Genomic DNA, 24017 nt, shown 5'->3' with positions numbered 1-24017 from the left:
AGAAATCCAGCTGATCATTTTATCAGCTGGATTTCTTTATGTACGATTAACAAAAAAGTCGAATCCCATAGCGGTCAGAATACCAAACACTAAACACCAAAGTGCAATACTGACTGCAGACCAAATCGCCGTATTCACTTTCTTCGCGCCGAATACAAGACCAATAAAGGCCGCGATATGTGTCCCAATTAATATTGGACCTGCAAGTGCTAAAACAGGTAGTCCATATGTATTCATAATTTGTTTTGCGCGTTGTTGGCGTTTCGATTCACCTTTTCCTTTCTTTTGCTTTCTGCGTTCCATCCATTCTTTAATAGGGTGGAAACCAATAATCAAAAGAAGGATAGTTGACATATTACCAGCAAATGAAAGTAGCATTACCCACATAGGCGATAACCCTCTAATAATACCTAAAGGAATGACAATCATGATTTCAATCCACGGTATAGCCGCTCCTAAAAACACCAAAAGATATTCTAGCATGATGCACCTCCTTGCTATTTAAACCAGTAGCTATGAGTAGAAAAGAATTAAAACCGATGAGATGATCTCATCGGTCTTCTAGTGTTGTAAGTATAGGAAATAGCCCATGTAAATTGTCAATCTCATAAGTAGGTTTTACTTCATCATTCGGTGGCTTATTCTCACGATTGATCCACACATTATGCATATTAACACGGCTTGAACCTAAAATATCTGTCATTAGGTTATCACCAATCATCAATGCTTCATCCGCTTGAATGCCGCATAAATCAAGAACATATTTAAATATAGAAGCATCAGGCTTTCCTTTTCCGAATGCGCCAGAAACAATTATATGATCAAAGTAACCAGGTATTTCAGGCGATATCGTTAATTTAATTTGCTGTAGACTCGGTGATCCATTTGTCAGTAGGACCAGCTGATAATCTTCCTTTAACTTATCTAACACTTCAAACGTTTCTTCATATATATAAGGACTATTTTTACGCTCTTTCGGAAACATTTCAGCCAGTTCTCTTCCGAATGCCTCATCATTAACCCCTAATTTCTTTAACCCTCTAATCCAAGCCTCTTTTTGATAGCCTGGAACAATCTCTTTCATTTTCTGGAATTCTTCCCCTTCATCGTCAAAGACACCCCATAGTCCTTCAAAAGGATTAATCCCGATGTTTTGAGTATGTGGAAATGTTTCGTATGTAGCATACAAATCTCTTGCTTCCTGACGTACCGCATGCTCGAGTTCAACTGGATTGACTCCTGTTTTCTTTGTCGCATACTCACATGTTTTTTGAAATGCCATTGAAATACTCTTGGCATCCCAAATCAGTGTGTCATCTAGATCAAAAATCAGTGTTTTAATCATTTTGACATCCCCTTTCTCATTACAATGATTGTGTTATATCCCATTCTCATTATACACATTACTCAAGTAATTTGTTAGTACGTTACAGAGGACGATGAACTATACGAAGATTATCATCGAAATATGCATATTTTTCTGAGAGTAAGGGAACCTACTAAATAGGAGGTGAGCTGGAATTGGCACAACATTATTTTATAGGCATCCCTACTGCTCATCCAGTCGAAGAAATAGCCCAGCAATTTCGTGCTGAATATCAATTGATAGAGAAATACAAAGTGATTCCACACGCAAAAGATCTGCATCTAACTATGCGCTATATCGGTGAGCTCGATGAAGCCAAACTCCCATGGCTGAAATCTTGTCTACAGAAAATTGCTCTATCGAATAAAGAATTCACAATGTACGTAAAAGGCATGTCTTTCTTCGGATCTGCAAGTGGACCACGTGTCGTTTTTCTTGCAGTCCAGCCTTCAAGTATATTAAGTGAATTACAAAGACAAATCGCCAGACGGGTTGAAAATATTCTGGAGCTGGAAAAAGATACACGTTTTGTTCCGCATATCACAATAGCTAAAAAAAGAAAAACGACGGATAAGCTGCAATTAGAAAAAAAGATGATTGAACCTGTGCCTATTACAATAGAAGGTTTTTCTTTATTCAAGATTCATCCGAATGAAAGTCCCTCATATGAAACAATTGCTTATTTTCCATTTAAAAAGAGTTGATTGCATAATTTGCAATCAACTCCTTTCTGTTTATTAGACTTTAAACCGTGACATATCATGTTGAAGTTGTTCCGCAAGTTGAGCCAAAGATTGTGCGCTTGAAGTGATTTCCTCATTAGCCGCCAACTGTTCTTCTGTTGCAGCGCTAGTAGACTGAGCTTCTGCCGCTGCCTGAACAGCCAATTCTTCCACTTGTTTGGCTCCTTCTGTCACTTCATCGGTCATCGCGCGAATTTCTTCAATCGCTGCAGATACCGTTGATACCTTTTCACTGACGTCTGAAGTAGCATGCTCGATATCCATGAAGATAGAATTTGTTTTTTCTGTGGATATTAGGCCTTCAGCTACACGCTTTCCGCCTTCCTCCGTGCTCATTACTACCGTTTCTACATCGTGAATGATTGTATCAATCATTCGGCCAATTTCTTGAGTAGATTGCTTGGACTGCTCCGCCAGATTCCGTACTTCCTCAGCTACGACAGCAAAACCTTTACCATGTTCTCCTGCACGCGCAGCTTCAATCGCCGCGTTTAGTGCAAGTAAATTAGTTTGTTCAGCAATCGCTGCGATCATCGATGTGACACCACGGATACTTTCGGTGTGCTTAGACATTTTATTAATAGTCGTCATAGAGTCCCCGATGTTTTGACTAATATTTGTCATCTGATTGGTTGTTTCCCCCATGAGTGCAGAACCTTCCTTAACCAATCGCGCCACATCTTCAGAAGAATTCAGCATTTCTTCGTTATCTTGTGTAATGACATCAATTGCAGTTACCATTTCACCCATCGAGACGGTAGATTGATTGACAATGTTTGCCTGCTCTTCACTTGTTTGCAAATTCTTTTCTGAAATTTCCGCTACCATCTCAGACGCTGCTAAACTTTCTTCAGCACTTGCGGACAATTCTTCTGATTGTGCTGCCAATTGCAAAGCTGAATTTTTCGCACGATCGATGATCCCTCGCAAATCAATAACCATTACATTCAGTGCAGTAGACATATCACCGATTTCATCATTGTTTTTAATCTTCACTTCATCTATCGCAAAGTTTCCAGCCGATACTTCAGTAAGCGCTGAAGTCATTCGCGCAACTGGACGGCTAATCAAACGACTGATCACAATCGTGATGATTATACTACCAATGATGCCGAATATGATTAAGGAACCAGCCAATAAAAATGCACTTTTTGTATAGCTCGCTACATCTTCTTCCAACTCTTGTTGCTGTTGTCTTTGATATTCAGTTATTAGATTGATATTATCCGAAATTGTCTCTTGATAACCAGCCCCGTTTGTTCCAATTGCAAGTGCTTGTTCATCATTCCCCGCACGTTTCTCTTCTATAATAGATAGAAGTACTTTATCGTATTCAGTACTCGCTTCTTTAATAGAAGATAAAGCTTCCTGCATAGAGTTGTTTGATATAATTCTCCCTAATTCAGTTAAGCGTTCTTCTATACGTAATTGAGTTTCTTCCAATTCTTTTATGTAAGATTCATTGCCATATAACATGTATCCTCTAATATCTTTAGCTAAATTATTTTGATCACTTTGCTGTTGCTCTAATAAAATCACTTTATGCATCCGATCATTAATTAAAAACGAATACTTTTCATTGACACTTTTTAGCGACAGGAATCCGATAACACCGATAATAATCATGATGATAACCACACTCATAAAACCAAACCACAGCTTTTTACCCACTGTAAACTTCATGTTTTCCATTCTCCTCTATTAAATTGTCAGTACAACTTAAAACTTTATATCCAGTTATTATTATACATCAACATAGTTATTTCAGTATATACTTTACCATAATATTCTTAAAAACATAACCTTTGACATGATATTCACTCATATTTTATAAAGTTATGCCATTACTAGGTATTTAGTTTTCCGAGACTGAAGATCAACATACATATCGTGACTTTATGGTATTAATATATAGTTAAAAGACGCTTTTTATAACGGTTTTTAAAAATCGAATTTTAAAAAACGTAAGAATTCGTCAGCAATAAAAGTTGATGAACAGAACGTAAATACACTAACCTTTCTCCATCATACGACACGAACTTTTTTCTTTCGTCAGAATGGTATTTTTTTTGTTTTTCTAGTATACTAGAATTTCATGACTCTTGAGAGAAGCACTCAAGGTAATCTTTCATTTCTACATATATTTACAAAATAATACACAAATAAAAGCAGTATTAGACTGAAGTAGTTAGGACGTGTTACTCGTGTCGACAGAACTTTTTATCACAACGGACTTTCAACGCCGATGGGTCAATGAATTGACTGAGGCAGGTCCGTTTTTCAGCAGCTTTTCAGAACGGTCTGATCAGCTCTCAAAATTCCCAAAAGAGAATATAGAAAAACTTGTGGAAATGGGCTATACGACGCTTACCCTACCTAAAGAATTCGGAGGCGCGGGTAGCACAGTGACGGACATGGTACTTTTCCAAGAAACTATAGCTCGCTTCGATAGCGCTACCGCTCTTGCAATCGGCTGGCATCAAGGAGTCGTTGGTGAGCTGTACGAGAGCCGTAAATGGTCGGAAGAACAACTGGCACAGTTTAGTGAAGCGATTCAACAAGGCGCGCTTGTTAATCGCTCGGTTACAGAAGCACAGACTGGGAGTCCAACTCGTGGCGGCCGTCCACAAACAACCGCGGTACGCACTGAAAATGGTTGGGTGATTTCAGGAGAAAAGACGTTTACAACTATGGCACCCGCCCTTACTCATATCCTGGTATCTGTTTGGATTGAAGAAAAACAAAAAACAGGTTTCTTTTTATTACCAAGTGAAACGACTGGTCTTTCCATCAGAGATACTTGGCATATGATTTCAATGCGCGGCACAGAAAGCCAGACGCTCGTACTAGATCAAGTCCAAGCAACAAACGAACAGTTAGTAGAAGTAAATGAAGAGCCACGCGCTACTAAACAAAATGGCTGGCTTCTACATATTCCTGCATGTTATATGGGAATTGCCCAGGCGGCTCGTGATTATGCAGTGCACTTTGCGGCTACTTATCAGCCAAACAGTCTCAACGAACCTATTGCTTCCCTATTCAATATTCAAACGCAAATCGGAAAGATGGATTTAGAGCTGATTAAGGCACGCCACTTACTTTATGATATAGCAGGTATTTACGACGATTCTGCACGTCGGGTTCACTTACAAAATGAGCTTGGAGTAGCGAAATCGATCGTGACAAACAGTGCAATTGAAATTGTTAACTTAGCGATGCGTATTGTAGGTGCAAAGAGTTTGGAATTATCGAACCCTCTTCAGAGACATTATCGCGATGTACGGGCTGGTCTTCACAATCCACCGATGGATGATATGACGATTACAAAACTTGCACAAGCAGCAATAAGTGGTCAACAATGATTAAACGTCTACTCGTGAGCGGTTACAAAGCCCATGAACTAGGAATTTTTAATGAAGACCATCAAGGAATACCTATCATCAAAAAAGCATTGACGGATCAATTATTAACTCTTCTAGATCAAGGTCTTGAATGGGTTATAGTCAGTGGACAGCTCGGTGTTGAAACGTGGATTATTGAATGCGTGTGGGAATTACAGGAAGACTATCCCCAATTACAATACGCGGTCATTACGCCATTTCTTGATCAGCAATCGAATTGGAATGAACGTAAACAAGAAACATACGAGCAAATCATAGCACTAGCCGATTATTCTGTAAGTCTGACGAATAAACCTTATGAAGCACCTTGGCAATTTGTCGAGAAGAATAAGTTCCTACTTCGAAATTCAGATGCTTTGTTGCTTCTATATGATGAAGAAAATGAAGGTTCACCAAAATTCCTGAAAAAAATGGCGGTACAACTAGCCGAGACAACCAACTATGAGTTATTGTCTATAACCGCTGATGATCTACAACTCATCGCGGAAGATTTACAGCGAGAACAATGGGAATAATAAAAAGCGAAATGCCGAAAATAGGCATTTCGCTTTTGTCTATTTTGATTTACTTAATTACTTTTAACACTTGTTTAAATTTATCTGTCCCCGCCTCACCAAGCAACTCATATAAAGCGGTTTCTACACAAGTACCTGAGACTCCTAGATGCTTCATCTTTTGCAAACCAATCATTTTATTGGCTTCGGTTCTGGAGGTCACAGCATCTACGACTACTTCTACTTCATAGCCCTGCTTTACAAGATCAGCTGCTGTCATATAGACGCATATATGGGTTTCTATTCCCGCAATTAATACTTGCTTTCTTCCCAGTTTCTCCAGTTGATTAACAAATTCTTCATTGCCCATTGCGCTGAATGTCATTTTCGCAATCGGTTGCTGACCTTCAAGCAAGTTCGATAACGATTCAGTAGTCGGCCCTAAACCATCAGGGTATTGTTCTAGCCATAGAATTGGAACATCCAATACGTGTAATCCTTTAATCAGTTTTTCCAGGTTATCATGCAATTCCTTACTTCCATTGACGATTTGTGCGAGCTTTCCTTGAACATCTACTAATACGAAAACTGTTTGATTGGTTTGCAACATATTTTATTCATCCCCTTTTCAACATTCCTGCTAGTATAGCATGTTTACAGATTTATTAGAAAAATATCCACCTCTATTTAATTACGTAAAAGACCGCCTCTCTTTCTTTAGAGAAAGAGAGGCGGTTCGGAATGGTTATTAGTTTTGTACAGTCGCTTTTTGTTTTGCTTTCGCTTTAGCTTCAATACGTCGAGCATGCAAGATAGGCTCCGTATATCCACTCGGTTGTTCCGCCCCTTTAAAGATCAAGTCGGATGCCGCCTGGAACGCGATAGAATCATCATAATTCGGAGCCATCGGTTGATACAATTCATCTTCCGCGTTTTGCTGATCTACTACTTTTGCCATCCGCTCCAAAGTTTCCTTTACTTGTTCTTTCGTACAAACGCCATGACGTAACCAGTTTGCAATGTGCTGACTCGAAATACGTAAGGTCGCACGGTCTTCCATTAATCCCACATCATTGATATCAGGAACTGTTGAACACCCTACTCCTTGGTCGATCCAGCGAACTACATAACCTAGGATTCCTTGTGCGTTGTTATCTAGTTCCGATTGTACTTCTTCAGTAGACCAATCTGCATTAGGCGCCAATGGAATATCAAGGATACCATCGCGGTAATCGATTGAACTGTCGATTCCAGCTTGTACTTCTTTAACATTTACTTCATGGTAATGCAATGCATGCAAAATTGCAGCTGTTGGTGACGGAACCCAGGCAGTGCTCGCTCCTGCTTTTGGATGAGCGATTTTCTGTTCAAGCATTGCAGCCATTAGGTCCGGCATAGCCCACATTCCTTTACCTATTTGCGCGTGACCTGGTAGACCCGCTCCAATTCCGACTGCCACGTTTGCAGCTTCATATGAAGATAGCCACTTAGATGTCTTCATATCTGCTTTGCGAATGACTGGCCCCGCTTCCATAGATGTATGAATTTCGTCACCTGTACGGTCAAGGAATCCAGTATTGATAAATGCAATACGCTCTTTTACTTCATTAATTGCAGATTTCAGATTCAGTGACATTCTGCGCTCTTCATCCATAACCCCAATTTTAATCGTATTGCGTTCAACACCTAGTAGATCTTCAATACGATCAAATAGTTTGTTTGCAAAGGCCGCCTCAGCTGGACTATGCATTTTCGGCTTTACGATGTAAATAGAATTATGAAGTGAGTTTTTAAACTCTGCGTTTTCTTTAAAGTTATGCGTAGCAATCAAAGATGTAAGAACACCGTCCAAGATACCCTCCGGTACTTCATTGCCATTTTCATCTAGGATCGCATTGTTAGTCATTAAGTGACCTACATTACGTACGAACATCAATGAACGACCACGCAGTGTCAACTGCTTGCCATCACCACCAGTATACGTACGATCAGCATTTAGTTTCCTTGTAACTGTTTTACTACCACGCTTGAATGTAGATTCCAAGTCACCCTTCATTAGACCAAGCCAGTTACGGTATACGCCAACTTTATCTTCGGCGTCCACTGCAGCAATCGAGTCTTCACAGTCCATCAACGTAGAAAGTGCCGCTTCAAGTACTAGATCTTTCACACCAGCTTTATCACTTTTACCGATTGGATTATTTTTGTCGATTGCGATTTCGATATGCAATCCATTATTCACTAACAATATAGCAGTAGGCTCGTCTTCTCTGCCATTATATCCAACAAACTTGGACTCATCTTGTAATAGAACCGTGTTACCGCTTTCAAGCGTCACTTGAAGTTTACCTTCTACAATTTTATAAGCTGTTACCTCTGCATGAGAACCCTCAGCTAAAGGCGCCGCTTGATCTAATAAATTCTTCGCAAAATCGATAACCTTTTGTCCACGAATCGGATTGTATTGAACACCAGCTTCAGCACCCGCTTCATCACTAATTACATCCGATCCGTAAAGTGCATCGTATAGACTTCCCCACCTAGCATTGGCTGCATTTAAAGCATAACGAGCGTTATCAATTGGAACTACCAATTGTGAGCCTGCTTGGTTTGCGACTTCATTGTCAACGTTAGCTGTTGTTACTTTAAAGTCTTCAGGAACTGGCTCTAAATAGCCAATCTCTTGTAAAAACTCTTTATATTTAGCGAAATCAATTTCGCCTTTATTATTTTGGTGCCATTCGCTAATAGTCTTTTGCAATTCATCACGTTTTTCTAATAGCGCTTTGTTTTCAGGAGCAAGTTCATGAATGAGCGAATCAAAGTTTGCCCAAAATTGATCTTTTTGGATTTCTAAGCCTGGTAGAACATCTTCGTTTACGAAGTTATACAGTTCTGTCGCGACTTGCAGTTTACCTACTTTTTCATAATTTGTCATGGAAAAAAGCCACCCCTTAATATTTTTTGCGCCACTCTGTTGTATAACATGTAGCGATGAACACTAATTATCATCGATTATTCAGCAATACCCCATAGCCTGCTAATTAAAAATTAGCACATAAAAGATGATCAATTTCTTCATTTGAAGACGTGTTAGTACATATCATACCTAAAGTCTAGTTAACTTTCAACTGAATTGTGAAAATTTTCACATCTCGATAAAGCAGACGTGATTGTAATCATCTACAACAGTTATATAACAGTTTATGTAGAGAAGTCTTCCCTCCTCTCGCCCCTATCTTTCTACTCAATAATTGTTCTATAAGTAGTAATCATTAAATATAGATAGCAAGTTGACACCTGTTTTTCCATATGATAGCTTTAAAGACAATCATCTGAATTGAATAGTTTGAAAAATGGGTGAAATGAAAAACCTTTCATTTCTTAATAGGGAATCCTTTCTTGGAGCGGTCCCGCCACTGTGAAGACGCCCAGCGTCCAGCCAGACACCTGCCTATTTTTCACAACGCTTAATCCTACGGTGAATAGGGAAGTGTTAGACATACGCAGTCTATAAATATATGCTTTTTTATGCATGTGTTTTATACATACGCGATCTTCTAACATTTCCCCGAGAAATGTTTTTTTAATACAAAAATTTCAAGGGGGAATAATCAATGGTTAAAAGTAGTATCACAGGCTATCCTGTTATAGGTGAAAATCGTGAATGGAAACGTGCACTCGAGGCATTTTGGTCGAACAAGATCTCAGAAGACGAGCTTCTTCAAACAACGAAAGAGATTCGATTGGCCAACTTAAAAAAGCAACAAGAGGCAGGCGTGGACTTAATTGCCGTGGGTGATTTCACATTGTATGATCGCGTACTAGATACATCCGCAATGTTCGGCATCATACCTTCACGCTATAACTGGAAAGGCGGACAAGTTTCCACTTCCACTTACTTCTCAATGGCTCGCGGCAATGACGAGGCAGTTGCCTCTGAAATGACCAAGTGGTTCAATACGAACTATCACTATATCGTACCTGAATACGAGGGACAGCGTTTTGAGTTGACGGAAAACAAGCCACTTGCTGCCTATCGTGAAGCAAAGAATGAACTAGGTATTGAAGGTAAACCCGTTCTTCTTGGCCCCTATACATTATTAAAATTATCTAAAGGATACGCGGACAAAGACGTACCATCCATCATCTTGCAATTGATTCCACTTTATCAAAAAGTGTTACAGGAACTACAGGATGAAGGTGTGCAATGGGTGCAAATCGATGAGCCAATTCTATCTACCTCCATTAGCTCAGATGAAATGAAAACTGTCACTGAAATATATTCACAGTTGACGAAAAGTCTCGATGGGCTAAATATTCTCTTGCAGACTTACTTTGATTCAGTAGAACATTATGTAGAGACTAGCGCATTACCAGTTGCAGGAATTGGACTTGATTTTGTCCACGGAGGCGAGAAAAACTTACAGAACTTGGCGCAATACGGTTTCCCTGAAAACAAAGTGCTTGCAGCCGGAATTGTAGACGGACGCAACGTATGGCGGTCAGATTTGGAGGATAAACTAGTATTGACTGAAACAATCCAGAAGCACGTTTCAACTGATAACTTGTGGATTCAACCATCTTGTAGTCTGCTTCACTCACCTGTTACGACTCGTTCTGAACAGAAGCTTGATGCAACAATATTGAATGCTTTAGCATTTGCTGATGAGAAAATCGAAGAAATCAAAACGATTCAAACGTCTTTACTACACGGAAGGGAAAAAGTCGCCTCCGAATTTGCAAAAAGCGAAGCAGCATTGAACGCATTTAACGCACTCCCCGCTCGTAACAATAAAGAAGTGCGTGAAGCAACGTCTGGAAGTTTACTTTCCGACAGTAAACGAAGTTCATTATTTGCGGCACGTAAAGTGAAGCAGCAGGAAAAATTCCAATTGCCACTGCTTCCAACTACTACAATAGGTAGTTTCCCACAAACTCCAGAAGTACGCGCTACACGTAATAAATGGAGAAAAGGTGAAATTACAGATCAACAGTACAAAGACTTCGTAAATGCTGAAATTAAAGAATGGATTGATATTCAAGAAGACCTAGGGCTAGATGTGTTAGTTCATGGTGAGTTCGAACGGACGGACATGGTTGAATACTTCGGAGAAAAGCTAGATGGCTTTGTCTTCACTGAAAAAGCCTGGGTTCAGTCCTACGGTTCACGTTGTGTGAAGCCACCAATCATCTTCGGAGACGTTGCATTCATTAAACCGATGACAGTCGAAGAATCCGTTTATGCAAAATCTCTCACAGATCACGAAGTAAAAGGAATGCTTACAGGTCCTGTCACCATTTTAAATTGGTCGTTTGTTCGTGATGATTTGTCAAGAGAAGAAGTGACAAACCAAATTGCACTTGCTTTACGCAAGGAAGTTGAAGCACTTGAAGCGGCAGGTATTCACATGATTCAAGTGGATGAGCCAGCACTTCGTGAAGGTCTTCCATTGAAAAAAGCTGAATGGAAACACTATTTAGATTGGGCAGTCAATGCATTCCGTGTATCTACTGCATCTGTAAAAGATACGACGCAAATTCACACGCATATGTGCTATTGTGATTTCAACGATTTTATTGAGGCGATCAGCGCACTTGATGCAGACGTCATTTCAATTGAAACTTCACGTAGTCACGGCGACTTGGTGGAAGCTTTCAATGAGTATCACTACGACAAAGGAATCGGCTTAGGCGTCTACGACATCCATAGTCCACGTGTTCCGGCTGTTGAAGAGATGACAGAGATTATCAACAAAGGCCTTGAAGTCCTCGAGCCCAACCAATTCTGGATTAATCCCGATTGTGGTTTGAAGACTAGAAAGCGCGAGGAAACAATTGCTGCATTGAAGAACATGGTAATCGCTACTGTACAGGCACGTGAAAAGCTAGGCGTAGTTGCAGTTAAATAATGAATTTAGAGCTGTCTAAGAAACTATATTCGTTTCTTAGACAGTTTTTTCTTTAAAGGTTTTTAAGTCACCTCTCCTAAAAACCAATCCCTTGCAATGCGAGTGGGCGATACTCTTTGTTGTGCATTAAGGTTATGGTTGTGATTAATGTTTAGCTTTAGAGGCTATGAGCGGTTATGAAGGTTCTATGATCACTTAGATGAATCTATGAGCACTCGTGGCGTCTGATAGAGCGGATTGTGCGTGCTATAGAGCGCTAAATGTGTTCTATGAGCGGAAGCTGGACACTCTAGCTTCCATCCCCTCGTACTCACAAACTCACTCACTATTAATAAACTCTTGCTCTTAAACTTAACAATGCAAAAGGATACTCCCTGAAGTTAGTCATTTCAGGGAGCATCCTTTTATTTCTACTCACTAATCAGTCAAACTGCTTCGCTAAGTTCGCCATCTCAATAGCAGACACTGCTGCGTCCCAGCCTTTGTTACCCGCCTTAGTCCCTGCACGCTCGATCGACTGCTCAATCGTATCCGTCGTTAGCACACCAAAGATCACCGGGATCCCAGATTGCATACCCGCTTGAGATACACCTTTTGCCACTTCATTGCAGACAAAGTCAAAGTGAGGTGTCGCGCCACGGATTACTGTACCGAGCGTAATGACTGCATCATACTTTTTAGAATCCGCCATTTTCTTCGCGATCAACGAAATTTCAAATGCTCCTGGTACCCATGCTACGTCTACGTCCGCTTCATCTACACCATGTCGTTTGAATGCGTCCTGTGCACCTGATAGTAGCTTCCCGGTGATGAACTCATTGAATCGACCTACAACAATTCCTACTTTTAACTCCGTACCTACTAAATGTCCTTCGAATAAATTACCCAATTTTACCTCTCCTTATAAAGTTAATAAGTGACCTAATTTTTCCGCTTTTGTGTGTAAGTATTTTTCGTTCGCTTCATTAAAAGGTAGTTGAATTGGAACACGTTCGACCACTTCCAACTCATATCCTTTTAAACCAGCAATTTTCTTCGGGTTATTCGTCAACAGACGCATTTCTCGAATACCTAGTTCTCGCAGAATTTGCGCACCGATTCCGTAATCGCGCAAATCCGCTACAAATCCAAGCTTTTCATTCGCTTCTACTGTGTCAAAACCTTGTTCTTGGAGTTCATAGGCTTTCAGTTTATTGATCAAGCCTATACCTCTACCCTCTTGGCGCATATAAAGCAATACGCCCCGACCTTCTTCTTCAATCTGAGAAAGCGCCGCTTGAAGTTGCGGACCGCAGTCACAGCGACAAGAACCAAAAACGTCGCCTGTTAAACATTCAGAATGAACTCTTACCAAAACCGGTTCTTCTGTCGTGACGTCCCCTTTTACCAACGCCACATGTTCTTTACCTGTCATCGTTTCAGTATAGCCAACCATGCGGAACTCTCCGTAATCTGTAGGCAACTTAATTTCCGCTTCACGAATTACTAATTGCTCTCGTTGTAGACGGTAATGAATTAGATCCTGAATCGTAATTAATTTCAAATCCAGTTCTTCGGCCATTTGACGTAATTCAGGCACACGCGCCATTGTTCCGTCTTCACTCATAATCTCGCAAATCACCCCTGCCGAAGCACTTCCCGCTAATCTCGCCAAATCTATAGCTGCTTCAGTATGTCCAGTACGTTCAAGCACACCTCCTGACTTCGCTATAAGAGGGAATACATGTCCAGGGCGTTTGAATTCACCTGAAGTTGCAGTCGACTCCATCATTTTAACGATTGTATCAGCTCGTTCAAATGCGCTAATGCCTGTATGTGTAGATTGATGGTCGACACTGATTGTAAATGCCGTGCCGTGCGAATCCGTATTATGATCAGTCATCATGGATAAGCCCAGTTGCGTAGCTTTCTGTTCCGTAATCGGCACACAAATCAAACCGCGACCTTTCGTTGCCATGAAATTGATAATTTCTGGTGTGACTTGATCAGCTAGCGCGACGAAGTCCCCTTCATTTTCTCGGTCTTCATCATCCACTACGATGACGACTTTTCCTTGCCGTAAGTCTTCTAATGCTTCTTCGATTGTATGAAACATCCTCATTCACTCCTTCACATAAATCCGTGTTGTTGTAAAAAGTCTTTCGATAACGTTTGACCATTGTCCTGTCTTTTTTGCAGCATGTTCTCAACATATTTAGCGAGCATATCGCATTCGAAATTGACCGTCTCACCTATTTTCTTTTTCGCAATGACTGTCATTTCCTGTGAATGCGGGATTAAAGAAATTGTAATATCTGGATCTTTCACTTCAAAGATTGTTAACGATGTACCATCCAATGAAATAGAGCCTTTATGTACCAAATATTGGCCATATCCTTCTGGTAGTGATAAGCGGATATATAATGCATTATCCACTGTTCGCTTGTCACGAATAGTCGCTACACCATCTACATGTCCCGTAACAAAATGGCCGCCAAGTCTGCCATTCGCAGCAAGGGCACGTTCTAGATTCACAAGGCTTCCTGATGTCAATTGCCGTAAAGATGTTGAGGTTACGGTTTCAGGCATAACGTCTGCCGCGAATTGATTTTTCGTAAAGCTTTTGACTGTCAAGCAAACACCGTTCACCGCAATGCTGTCGCCGATACTTACATAGGTCAACACAACAGATGCAGCTATCGTTAATGTCATGGACTGAGCACCTGGTTGTATATGTTTAACCGAGCCGATCTCTTCGATTATTCCTGTAAACATCGTTTAATCACTCTCTTTCGGTACCGCAATGATTTTTATGTCAGGTCCAATCATTTCTACACTTTCAAATGCAAATGGAAACGCATCATTCATCAATTGTGGATCAAGTCCTCCAATTGGCGTCAGAGATCCTGTTCCACCCAGTAACTTTGGCGCTACATAACAAATGACTTTCTGCACCGCACGGGCTTTGACGAATGACGCATTAATGGCCGCGCCACCTTCTACTAGTAACGTCATAACTCCACGTTTTCCTAATTCTAATAAAATATCTTCTACAATCAACTGAGGTTTCTGCATGCGAATGATCTGAACGTGCGGCTTTCTAAGTAACTTTTCTTGCGATAGTTCTGCATATTTACCACAAAAGATCCATGTCGGTGCTTCTGCGTTTTGAATAACTTGACTAAACTCTGGTGTTCGTAAAGATGTATCTAAAATAACTCGAATAGGATGTTTTCCACCTAGGGGCAGTCTGGTGGTGAGAAGAGGATTATCGTGAAGAAGCGTTTGGACGCCTACTAAAATTGCATCTTGCGTATGGCGAAGTTGATGGACATCGAGTCGCGCTTGCTCACTCGTCACCCATTTACTATCTCCTGTTGAAGTTGCAATCTTGCCGTCTATCGTCATAGCTGTTTTCATTGTCACATGAGGTGTTTTATGTTTAATAAAATGAAAAAATGGTTCATAGAGTTTTTTAGCGCGTTCATTGTATAGACCTTCTGTGACTTCCACTCCCGCTTCAAGCAGTTTCGCTATACCTTTACCCGCGACAAGCGGATTGGGATCCGTTGTGGCGATATAGACATGCTTGATACCTGCTTGAATAACGGCATTTGCACAAGGTGAGGTTTTACCAATGTGTGAACAAGGTTCAAGTGTTACATACAAATCAGCACCTGTTGCTCTTGCTCCCGCTATGTCTAGCGCTACGCGTTCCGCATGGCGCTCCCCCGCTTCTAAATGCGCTCCCATCCCAATGATTCTACCGTCTTTTACTAAGACCGCACCTACTGGTGGATTGGGGGAGGTTTGACCTGCTACGTTCTCTGCGAGTTGTAAGGCCATTTCCATATACTCCTGATTCACTCTGCAACACTCCAACTTACGGTATTCCTCTAGTGACAATTCTACATACAAAAAGCCCCGCAATATTTTATGCGGGGCTTGTAACCATAACAAAATAAACGTTATACGTAGCAATGAAAAAACCATTACATGTAGTATATACGCACTGTTCCTTCTCTCATCCAGACTTTAACTGTCGGCTTTGGAGTTTCACCAAATCCACCTTCTGCTTTATACAAAGCATCCGGGTCACGGACTAAGAGCTTGTTAGCTCATCACCGTCGGTAGGGAATTACGCCCTGCCCCGAAGGAAACATATTCGATTAATTAAGAGTCTAGCATACATATTCCGAAATTGACAATACTGAATATTTATTCAGCCGTAAATACCCACTTATCAACTGTGAATTTTTCAATGGCATTCATATTAGGCGAATAGCCGATTCCATCGTCAGTCGGAACGGTGATATAGCCGTTCTCAGCAACTACTTCAGGCGAAATGATATCCTGTTCCCAGTAACGTGAAGATCCTGCTGTATCACCAGGTAAAGTGAAGTTTGGAAGGGTCGTCAATGCTACATTTTGTGCACGTCCAATACCCGATTCCAACATGCCACCACACCAAACGTCAATTCCTTTTTCTGCACAATAATCATGGATTTTCTTCGCTTCTGTCAGTCCACCCACTCTACCGACTTTCACATTAATAATTTTGCAACTACCCATCTCGATTGCTTTCCGAGTATCTTCAAGTGAATGAATACTTTCGTCAAGACAAATTGGGGTGTTAATTTGTTTTTGTAGCGTTGCGTGATCGATAATATCATCTGATGCAAGCGGTTGCTCTATCATCATCAAATTGAACTGATCTAATTCCTTTAACAACTCTACATCATCTAACGTATAAGCGGAGTTTGCATCTGCCATCAAAGGGACATCCGGATACACTTCACGGACAGCCTTGAGGACTTCTATGTCTTTTCCGGGTTTAATCTTTACTTTAATACGCTTATATCCTTCATCGATGAAGTTTTTGATATTCGCTAGTAAATCTTCTACATTTTCTTCAATGCCGATACTGATTCCTACTTCGATGCGCTCGCGCTTTCCACCGAGTGCAGCGGCTAACGTCATATGATGATGCTTGGCATACGCATCCCAAATAGCTCCTTCAATTGTTGCTTTAGCCATATTATTTTTACGTATATGTCCAAATAATCCGGTTACTTCATCAGGATGTTCAATAGACTTACCAAGTACGGCAGGTATTAAGAAGTCACGGAGCATATGAATCGTTGTTTCCGTCGTTTCTTCACTATACCAAGGTGCTGTGAATGCGACAGACTCCCCCCATCCCTCGTGTCCGTCCTCGTCCGTTACAGTTGCTAGCAGGAAATCTTTCTGCTGCATCGTTCCAAAACTCGTTGTAAATGGATGTTTCATCATCATATTTATTCTGCGTAATGTAACCGAATTAATTCTCATTAGATAAGCTCCTTTGATTAGGCAACGGTATGATAGATCGCTTGCAGAATCGATAGTATGCCACCGTGTCTTCAGTTCTACATACATCAATCAAAGCAAATCCTTCCTCACACAGTTGTCGAAATATGGTTCTCGTCTTTATTCGCCATTCATAGGCTAGTTCTGGTTTTTTCTGCTTTATCAATTGTATATTCTTCGGCACAGGCACTTCTATTTCTTCTGCCAGTAGCCATTTATTTGTATCAGGCATGCGTAAGATAGGAAATGAATCGTTGTCTACATTAGTCTCAAAAGGACGACTGTATTGTAGATCGGGCTGCCATTTACTCATGACACGCACACTATCAATCCACCAAGCTACTTGGAAGCGGTCGGTTGGCAAACCTTTGTTCAGCCCATCATCCATTTTGCCATAACAATCCACTATATAGTCATAGCACACTCCATATAGCTTGGAAGTATTCAGATAGGCGTTGCGACTTTCGAGGGGATCAAATGTCCAGACTATTAGCCTGTATCCCATTTCCCGTGCAAGACGAAGTTGTTCGTCTTTCAACAGCTTTCCAATTCCCATCATCTGAAATTCTTTGTCTACTGCCAGCATATGAGAGCATAGGTATACCTGTCCTTCTGTATAACCTGTAAAACTGTAGGAATAACCGACCATTTGCTCTTTTAGAAATGCCCCGACAATTAACCCGCCATTTTTGACAGCAGTTATTGTTTGATGGACAGGGATAGGCTCCATTCCCCAGATTTTCTTCTCGAGTTTTTGCATCGCATACAAGTCTTCAAGTTCGGTCACTTTTCTAATTTTAATATCCAGGGTCATGACATCACCTTCTACTTTTTTGATTGAAACGTTAATTCTAAAGCAGTCGTTAAGATTTCAACTCCTGTTGCTAGCGCGTCTTGATTGAATGTCATATGCGGATGGTGAAGTCCTGGTGTTAAGCCACATCCTAAACCGAGCATAGTGCTTTTGACAGTAGGACGCTGTACAGAATAAAAGTGGAAATCTTCCCCACCTGGTGTGACAACGGTACGAGTAGCTTTGTCTTCTCCCACTACACTGACAATTGCTTGGTACATCAATTCTTCCGCTTCAGCATCCACTTCCGCAGCTACCATTTCCGCCATTACATCATAATCAATAACTACATCATATTGCGCAGCCACTGCTGAAATGACACGTTCTACATGCTGATATAACTCATCCATTACTTTATTCTCTTGTGCTCGCAAGTCTAAACTAAACTTCGCATTGCCTGGAATAATGTTTGCGGATTCTCCTCCGGCCTGGAACATCGTCATTTTCGCCGTGTGAGAAATAATCGGATCACAATGAATGGACTGCAATCCACTGACTAGTGATGCGCCTACTTCAATCGCATTTTTCCCTTGGTGAGGACGCGCGCCATGCGCTTCGGTTCCTTTTATGATACCATTTACCATCTTTGCCGCCCCATGACGTAAAGAGGCCGCGGAGCAACCGTCATTCATTTCATCCGCTGCACGCACATGAACGCCGAACAAGTACTCAATATCATCAATAATCCCCTGATCAACTACAGCTAATGCACCTTTTCCTTTTTCCTCTGCCGGTTGAAAAAATACTTTCAATGTACCTTTTTCAGGAATCCCACGTTCTTTCGCCATTAGCAGTGCACCAATACCCATCGTCATATGTCCGTCATGACCGCATGAGTGATTTGCTTGATATACGCCGTCCACTTCTTGCCACAGCGCATCGATATCTACACGTAATCCGACTACCGGCTTGCCTTCACCAATTGTGACAGACAAACCTGTAATTCCGTTAAACAAATTGACATTGAATCCTTCACGCTCAAGAAATTCTTTCAAATAACGTGTTGTTTCTGTTTCTTTCCAACTGACTTCCGGATGCTTATGTAAATGCGCAAACACTTCGTCTAATTTTGGCTTTAGCAACTGTACTTGCTCTTTCATTAAAGCGCCCCCCTAGTGTGAATTCCATCATAGCGTCTAATAGTTATTGCTGATTTTTCAAACTTCTCAATAATTCTAACATAAAAAAAGACTTCCGTTTCACACTGTGAAAGGAAGTCTTTTCTGTATTTATCAAAACGTCCAAAGAATCATCATACCGAACAATAACGTCATGTAATTGACTGAGTATAAGAACATAAAGTTAGCCCATTTATAATCATCTTTTGCATAGAAACCGTAAATGCTAGCTGCAATATATCCAATATTCATCAATGTAGCGATGACAATGAAGGTAGTACCGAACATTGTTAAGAGGAACGGTAATGGCAAGAGACATAATACATAATAAAGCATTTGACGCTTTGTAAAAGCAAAGCCGTAAACAACAGGGAGCATCGCAACATTCGCAGCGCTATAGTCATTGTATTTCTTCATAGCAATTGCAAATGTATGCGGCATTTGCCAAATGAATAATATTGCCACCAATACAATAGGTACAATATGATCCGCTGACATAATAGCTGCCCATCCAATGATAGGAGTAACAGCACCCGATACACTACCAATCACTGTATTCAATGTGTACTTGCGTTTAGACCACATAGTATAGGGTATTACATAAGTAAACCATCCAATAAATGCATAAATTGCTGCTTCAAACGTAGTGAATACTAATAATAACATTCCAATTCCCGATAATACCAAACCAATATTCAACACAGTCTTCAAAGCGAAATTACCTGTCACAGTAGGACGGTTTTTTGTTCTCTCCATCACTGTATCGATATCAGAATCAAACCAGTTGTTCATTACAAGAGCACCTGCAACAAGAAAAGTGCTACCTATCATGGTGAGTAGGAATACACCCCAGTTTTGTGCGAGTGACATGCCTGAAAAATACAACGCCAACCAAAACCCTACAAAAACCGGAAAGATATTCGCAATTAGGACAGGTCCTTTAACTAATGATTTAATATCCGAGAAGAAGGTAGATGCCGAGCGGCTTTGACTAGTACTCGAAACAATATGGGCTTCTTTCGTCATATGGATCCGTTCTCCTTTTACGTTACATTTCAATGATTTTTCTATTCGTACATATAACTATATCATTTTCTTAAAAGCAAAATCAAAAAAACAAGACAATTCCTTATAAACTGTTACAAAAATTTGTCCGGCGTTACTTAATAAGAGAAATGTCGATAAAAATCAACATTTTTTCACATTATTGTACAACGAATTATCTAATAGCACATTCCCCTATTTTTCGACAGAACGCGAACCTATACCCCCTATAGGTTATAACACTTGTTTACCCACCTGAACCAACCCTGTTTGATTTACCATATTCATTATAAAATACGATTTATATATACATATAAATCGTATAACGGCAAATGTTTTCTCAATATTTAAATTGATATTAATTTAATTATCCTGTAAACTTGCTTAATAGTATTGCGAAAAAACAATGATGATTTTTCTCTGACCTCTTCAACTGCCCATTTCTTTTTCCTGTGGCTGATTTTAAGAGATTCAAGTAAATAACAGTATTTCGTGATGAAAAAATTATAAAGAGAAGGGATTTGATTTTTTGAGAAAGTTTATGTTGTTTTTCTCCATCTCCACATTATTGCTTTTAACAGCCTGCGGTAATAGTGCGAGCAAAGATTCTATCAGTAAAATTCAGCTGGCTGACGCTGGTTGGGATAGTATCCGCATCCATAATAGTATTGCACAAATTATTTTAGAGAACGGCTACGGATATGAGACGGAAGTAGTAAACGGCACGTCTAGTGCAACATTGCAAGCGCTACAACAAGGTGATTTGCAGGTTTATATGGAAGTTTGGTCCGATAACCTAGGTGAAGCATATACAAAAGCAGTCGACAGCGGTGATATTGAATCCGTTTCAACAAACTTCGACGATAATGACCAAGGTCTTTATGTACCGACTTATGTAATTAAAGGTGACAAAGAAAAAGGTATTGAAGCAGTAGCTCCAGATTTAAAAACTGTGAAAGATTTAGAAAAGTACCCTGAACTATTCCAAGATCCTGAAAACAAAGACAAAGGACGTATTATCGGTGCACCTTCAAGTTGGTTGATAAGTAAACACTTGGATGAAAAAATCACTACGTATGGCTTGAATGAAAAATATACGTACCTATCTCCAGGTTCAGATTCTTCTATCGTAGCCGACTTGGCTAGCGCATATAAAAAAGGCGAGCCGTGGGTTGGATATTACTGGTCCCCTACCTGGGTAACTGCAACATACGACTTAACTCTTCTAGAAGACGAGCCATTTGACCAGGAAGCATGGGACAAAGATAAGTCTGGCGCATTCCCTCCGAATGATGTTTTCGTCAGCGTTCACAAAGACTTAAAAACACAAGCTCCTGAAGTAGTAGAGTTCTTAAGTCACTACGAAACAAGCAGTGCATTAACAGAAGAAGCATTGGAGTATATGGGTGAAAATGAAGCAAGCCCTGAAGATACTGCAAAGTGGTTCATGAACGAACATGAAGATCTTTGGACTTCATGGGTACCTGAGGATGTAGCCGAGAAAGTAAAGGCTGCACTGTAAGTAATTATAGATCTAGGGGTGGACGCATTCCGCTCCACCTCTTTTTTGTTTGTGTACAGATTAAAATTAGAGAAAGAGAGGGACAAGCTAGTACGTCCTAGCTTATTGCCTATGATGAATGAATTCCCGAACGTCAGAATACCTATAGGAGATTATGTAGAAAAGTTTATTGATTTTCTAGCGATGAACTTTGGATGGCTATTTGATTTCATTTTCACAATCGCCTCGACTACAATCCGTACTATTGAATCCGCTTTACTTGCCACGCCTTGGTGGGCCATCATGATTGTAGTTTTCCTACTTGGCTGGTATTTAAACAACATATTAAACGGGCTAATGTTTGCCGCCTTTATCTTTTTAATTGGATCCTTCAACTTATGGGAGGATACGATGACAACAGTTGCGATTATACTTATATCTGTTGTATTGTCCCTCGCGATTGGTATTCCGGTCGGTATATTGATGGCATTTAGTAAGACCTTCTCTGTCATCATGCGTCCTATTTTGGATGCTATGCAGACTATGCCAACATTCGTGTATTTAATACCAGTAATATTCTTCTTCCCACTTGGGAACGTTCCCGCAATTATTGCGACAATCATTTATGCGTTACCACCTGTGATCCGTTTAACAGAACTCGGTATTCGAAACGTCGATTCTGAAGTGATTGAATCAGCAGAGTCATTCGGATCTTCTCGAAATCAAATGTTAGTGAAAGTACAACTACCACAAGCCTTGCCTACTATGATGGCAGGAATCAACCAAACTACGATGATGGCTTTATCCATGGCTGTTGTAGGTTCGATGGTCGGTGCTCACGGATTGGGTGAACGGGTACTGTTCTCAATTAACCAAATCAATATTTCATTAGGATTTGAAGCAGGAATCAGTATCGTATTCTTAGCAATTATTATTGACCGCTTAACAAACGGTGTGGCAGACCGCCTACAAAATACAGGGAGGAGATCAGCATGACCGTTAAACTCAAAGTAGAGAATGTCACCAAGATCTTTGGTCCTCGTCCTAAGAAAGTCATTCCCATGATTGAAAAAGGAGCGTCCAAACGGGAAATCCTTGAAAAAACCGGACATACAGTAGGTGTCTATAACGCAAACATGGAAATCATGGAGGGCGAAACTTTCGTCATCATGGGCTTATCGGGAAGTGGTAAATCGACACTTATCCGTTGCTTCAATTTATTGAACAGGCCAACTTCAGGTGCAATCTATGTAGATGGTGAAAATATCGTCAAATACAATAAAGAACAATTGAAGTTTTTCCGTCAGAAGAAAATCGCGATGGTCTTCCAGCACTTTGGTTTGTTTAGCCATAGAACGGTTATGGAAAACATTGAGTACGGTTTGGAGATTCGGGGTTTGCCGAAAAGTGAGCGTCGCGCTATTGCACAAAAGCATATCGATACAGTCGGTCTGAAAGGGTACGAAAATCAATATCCTGATGAGTTGTCAGGCGGTATGCGTCAGCGTGTAGGTATCGCTCGAGCTCTGACGAATGATCCAGACATTTTATTGATGGACGAACCGTTCAGTGCACTTGATCCACTTATTCGTAGAGAGATGCAGATGGAACTTCTAGATATTCAGACACGTCTTCAAAAAACGATTATCTTCATCACGCATGATGTTAACGAAGCTTTCCGTATCGGTGACCGCGTGGCAGTTATGAAAGATGGAAATGTCGAACAAGTAGGTACCCCAGAAGAGTTATTGGAGACACCGGCAAACGATTATATTATTGACTTCACTCGTGAAATTGACCGTTCTAAAGTGTTGCAAGCTGAGAATATCATGTCAAAACCATTAAGTGTCATGAACGGCAAAGATGGTTTACATGTTGCAATCAAAAACATGGAAGAGCACGGCATTTCAAGTGTCTTTATTACGAATCGTGAACGACAGTTACTTGGGTTAGTTACAATTGATGGCGCAATCGATGGTGTAAAGAACAAAAAGACGTTGGAAGAAGTTATGATATCGGATGTATTGACAGCTACTCCTGAGGAATATGTGCAAGATATTATTCCTCGTGTATTAGATTCTAAATATCCCCTCGTTGTTGTAGATGAGACGAACCGAATTGAAGGGATTATTTTACGGGTTCACGTACTTTCAAGCATTATTAGTAACACGATTCACGTTGATGACCAAGAAGTAGTTCATACACCTGTCGAAACAGTTGAGGTATTGAAATAACAAAAAGGAAGAATGGGCATTGT

At 40.5% G+C, this 24017-nt stretch carries 20 protein-coding genes and 2 riboswitches; of the genes, 7 read left to right on the top strand and 13 right to left on the bottom strand.

Annotation, left to right across the window (positions count from 1 at the left end):
* Positions 1-36: 36 nt before the first annotated feature.
* Together Q7P97_RS12420 and Q7P97_RS12415 are read right to left on the bottom strand one after the other, a co-directional pair.
* Complete coding sequence (locus Q7P97_RS12420; protein WP_303969475.1) at positions 37-483, bottom strand: small multi-drug export protein; 447 nt, start codon at positions 481-483, stop codon at positions 37-39.
* A 67-nt stretch (positions 484-550) separates the two neighbouring features.
* Positions 551-1345 (bottom strand): HAD family hydrolase, encoded by a 795-nt coding sequence (locus tag Q7P97_RS12415; protein ID WP_303969474.1) that lies wholly within the window; start codon positions 1343-1345, stop codon positions 551-553.
* 176 nt (positions 1346-1521) lie between these two features.
* On the opposite strand from Q7P97_RS12415, the gene thpR reads away from it, so the two are divergent.
* Positions 1522-2070, top strand: a complete 549-nt coding sequence (thpR, locus tag Q7P97_RS12410) for an RNA 2',3'-cyclic phosphodiesterase (protein ID WP_303969473.1) — start codon at positions 1522-1524, stop codon at positions 2068-2070.
* 33 nt (positions 2071-2103) lie between these two features.
* Here thpR and Q7P97_RS12405 read toward each other — a convergent pair whose 3' ends face one another.
* Complete coding sequence (locus Q7P97_RS12405; protein ID WP_303969472.1) at positions 2104-3792, bottom strand: methyl-accepting chemotaxis protein; 1689 nt, start codon at positions 3790-3792, stop codon at positions 2104-2106.
* A gap of 521 nt (positions 3793-4313) precedes the next feature.
* Here Q7P97_RS12405 and Q7P97_RS12400 point away from each other — a divergent pair.
* Complete coding sequence (locus Q7P97_RS12400; RefSeq protein ID WP_303969471.1) at positions 4314-5471, top strand: acyl-CoA dehydrogenase family protein; 1158 nt, start codon at positions 4314-4316, stop codon at positions 5469-5471.
* Complete coding sequence (locus Q7P97_RS12395) at positions 5468-6025, top strand: SLOG family protein (RefSeq protein ID WP_303969470.1); 558 nt, start codon at positions 5468-5470, stop codon at positions 6023-6025. Before Q7P97_RS12400 ends, Q7P97_RS12395 begins: the two co-directional genes overlap by 4 nt.
* Positions 6026-6074: 49 nt before the next feature.
* Here Q7P97_RS12395 and Q7P97_RS12390 read toward each other — a convergent pair whose 3' ends face one another.
* Together Q7P97_RS12390 and Q7P97_RS12385 are read right to left on the bottom strand one after the other, a co-directional pair.
* Positions 6075-6614: a hydrolase gene (locus tag Q7P97_RS12390; RefSeq protein ID WP_303969469.1), complete on the bottom strand. Its 540-nt coding sequence runs from the start codon at positions 6612-6614 to the stop codon at positions 6075-6077.
* 138 nt (positions 6615-6752) lie between these two features.
* The gene (locus tag Q7P97_RS12385; RefSeq protein WP_303969468.1) at positions 6753-8942 is read right to left on the bottom strand and encodes a malate synthase G; all 2190 of its coding nucleotides are present in this window, start codon (positions 8940-8942) and stop codon (positions 6753-6755) included.
* A 403-nt stretch (positions 8943-9345) separates the two neighbouring features.
* Positions 9346-9476: riboswitch (cobalamin riboswitch) on the top strand.
* Positions 9477-9621: 145 nt separating this feature from the next.
* Here Q7P97_RS12385 and metE point away from each other — a divergent pair.
* Complete coding sequence (gene metE / locus Q7P97_RS12380) at positions 9622-11916, top strand: 5-methyltetrahydropteroyltriglutamate--homocysteine S-methyltransferase (RefSeq protein ID WP_303969467.1); 2295 nt, start codon at positions 9622-9624, stop codon at positions 11914-11916.
* A 421-nt stretch (positions 11917-12337) separates the two neighbouring features.
* On the opposite strand, the gene ribH is transcribed toward metE, so the two are convergent.
* From ribH to cyoE, 8 genes are all read right to left on the bottom strand, one after another.
* Positions 12338-12805, bottom strand: a complete 468-nt coding sequence (gene ribH / locus Q7P97_RS12375; RefSeq protein WP_303969466.1) for a 6,7-dimethyl-8-ribityllumazine synthase — start codon at positions 12803-12805, stop codon at positions 12338-12340.
* Between the two features lie 12 nt (positions 12806-12817).
* A complete protein-coding gene (locus tag Q7P97_RS12370; protein WP_303969465.1) occupies positions 12818-14011 on the bottom strand; it encodes a bifunctional 3,4-dihydroxy-2-butanone-4-phosphate synthase/GTP cyclohydrolase II in 1194 nt (397 codons plus the stop codon).
* 14 nt (positions 14012-14025) lie between these two features.
* A complete protein-coding gene (ribE, locus tag Q7P97_RS12365; RefSeq protein WP_303969464.1) occupies positions 14026-14670 on the bottom strand; it encodes a riboflavin synthase in 645 nt (214 codons plus the stop codon).
* Positions 14671-14673: 3 nt separating this feature from the next.
* Positions 14674-15741 (bottom strand): bifunctional diaminohydroxyphosphoribosylaminopyrimidine deaminase/5-amino-6-(5-phosphoribosylamino)uracil reductase RibD, encoded by a 1068-nt coding sequence (gene ribD, locus Q7P97_RS12360; RefSeq protein ID WP_303969463.1) that lies wholly within the window; start codon positions 15739-15741, stop codon positions 14674-14676.
* 166 nt (positions 15742-15907) lie between these two features.
* Positions 15908-16057: riboswitch (FMN riboswitch) on the bottom strand.
* 56 nt (positions 16058-16113) lie between these two features.
* Positions 16114-17226 (bottom strand): o-succinylbenzoate synthase, encoded by a 1113-nt coding sequence (menC, locus tag Q7P97_RS12355; protein WP_303969462.1) that lies wholly within the window; start codon positions 17224-17226, stop codon positions 16114-16116.
* Entirely contained in the window at positions 17216-18058 is an 843-nt protein-coding gene (locus Q7P97_RS12350) for a GNAT family N-acetyltransferase (RefSeq protein WP_303969461.1), read from the bottom strand. Before Q7P97_RS12350 ends, menC begins: the two co-directional genes overlap by 11 nt.
* An 11-nt stretch (positions 18059-18069) precedes the next feature.
* Positions 18070-19197: an amidohydrolase gene (locus tag Q7P97_RS12345; protein ID WP_303969460.1), complete on the bottom strand. Its 1128-nt coding sequence runs from the start codon at positions 19195-19197 to the stop codon at positions 18070-18072.
* 132 nt (positions 19198-19329) lie between these two features.
* The gene (cyoE, locus tag Q7P97_RS12340) at positions 19330-20241 is read right to left on the bottom strand and encodes a heme o synthase (protein ID WP_303969459.1); all 912 of its coding nucleotides are present in this window, start codon (positions 20239-20241) and stop codon (positions 19330-19332) included.
* Between the two features lie 547 nt (positions 20242-20788).
* On the opposite strand from cyoE, the gene Q7P97_RS12335 reads away from it, so the two are divergent.
* The 3 genes from Q7P97_RS12335 (at position 20789) to Q7P97_RS12325 (ending at position 23994) form a co-directional block, all read left to right on the top strand.
* Positions 20789-21781 (top strand): ABC transporter substrate-binding protein, encoded by a 993-nt coding sequence (locus tag Q7P97_RS12335; protein WP_303969458.1) that lies wholly within the window; start codon positions 20789-20791, stop codon positions 21779-21781.
* 111 nt (positions 21782-21892) lie between these two features.
* Positions 21893-22756 carry an ABC transporter permease gene (locus Q7P97_RS12330; protein ID WP_369684290.1) on the top strand — a complete coding sequence of 288 codons (864 nt, stop codon included), beginning with the start codon at positions 21893-21895 and terminating at the stop codon, positions 22754-22756.
* On the top strand, positions 22753-23994 hold the full coding sequence (locus Q7P97_RS12325) for a quaternary amine ABC transporter ATP-binding protein (RefSeq protein ID WP_303969457.1): 1242 nt from the start codon (positions 22753-22755) through the stop codon (positions 23992-23994). The genes Q7P97_RS12330 and Q7P97_RS12325 overlap by 4 nt, the downstream gene beginning before the upstream one ends.
* Positions 23995-24017: the final 23 nt, after the last annotated feature.

This window comes from Sporosarcina ureae, from assembly GCF_029267015.1.
GTDB classification, from domain to species: domain Bacteria; phylum Bacillota; class Bacilli; order Bacillales_A; family Planococcaceae; genus Sporosarcina; species Sporosarcina ureae_D.
Note: the sequence above shows the minus strand (reverse complement) of the source record. Positions and strands in the feature narration are given on the sequence as shown.

Coding starts and splice junctions, on each gene's coding strand:
- Q7P97_RS12415 (WP_303969474.1), bottom strand. CDS start 1,345: ATGATTAAAACACTGATTTTTGATCTAGATGACACACTGATTTGGGAT.
- Q7P97_RS12345 (WP_303969460.1), bottom strand. CDS start 19,197: ATGAAAGAGCAAGTACAGTTGCTAAAGCCAAAATTAGACGAAGTGTTT.
- cyoE (WP_303969459.1), bottom strand. CDS start 20,241: ATGACGAAAGAAGCCCATATTGTTTCGAGTACTAGTCAAAGCCGCTCG.
- Q7P97_RS12325 (WP_303969457.1), top strand. CDS start 22,753: ATGACCGTTAAACTCAAAGTAGAGAATGTCACCAAGATCTTTGGTCCT.
- Q7P97_RS12385 (WP_303969468.1), bottom strand. CDS start 8,942: ATGACAAATTATGAAAAAGTAGGTAAACTGCAAGTCGCGACAGAACTG.
- Q7P97_RS12330 (WP_369684290.1), top strand. CDS start 21,893: ATGATGAATGAATTCCCGAACGTCAGAATACCTATAGGAGATTATGTA.
- Q7P97_RS12395 (WP_303969470.1), top strand. CDS start 5,468: ATGATTAAACGTCTACTCGTGAGCGGTTACAAAGCCCATGAACTAGGA.
- Q7P97_RS12350 (WP_303969461.1), bottom strand. CDS start 18,058: ATGACCCTGGATATTAAAATTAGAAAAGTGACCGAACTTGAAGACTTG.
- ribE (WP_303969464.1), bottom strand. CDS start 14,670: ATGTTTACAGGAATAATCGAAGAGATCGGCTCGGTTAAACATATACAA.
- Q7P97_RS12405 (WP_303969472.1), bottom strand. CDS start 3,792: ATGAAGTTTACAGTGGGTAAAAAGCTGTGGTTTGGTTTTATGAGTGTG.
- Q7P97_RS12420 (WP_303969475.1), bottom strand. CDS start 483: ATGCTAGAATATCTTTTGGTGTTTTTAGGAGCGGCTATACCGTGGATT.
- Q7P97_RS12390 (WP_303969469.1), bottom strand. CDS start 6,614: ATGTTGCAAACCAATCAAACAGTTTTCGTATTAGTAGATGTTCAAGGA.
- Q7P97_RS12370 (WP_303969465.1), bottom strand. CDS start 14,011: ATGTTTCATACAATCGAAGAAGCATTAGAAGACTTACGGCAAGGAAAA.
- metE (WP_303969467.1), top strand. CDS start 9,622: ATGGTTAAAAGTAGTATCACAGGCTATCCTGTTATAGGTGAAAATCGT.
- menC (WP_303969462.1), bottom strand. CDS start 17,226: ATGAGAATTAATTCGGTTACATTACGCAGAATAAATATGATGATGAAA.
- ribD (WP_303969463.1), bottom strand. CDS start 15,741: ATGGCCTTACAACTCGCAGAGAACGTAGCAGGTCAAACCTCCCCCAAT.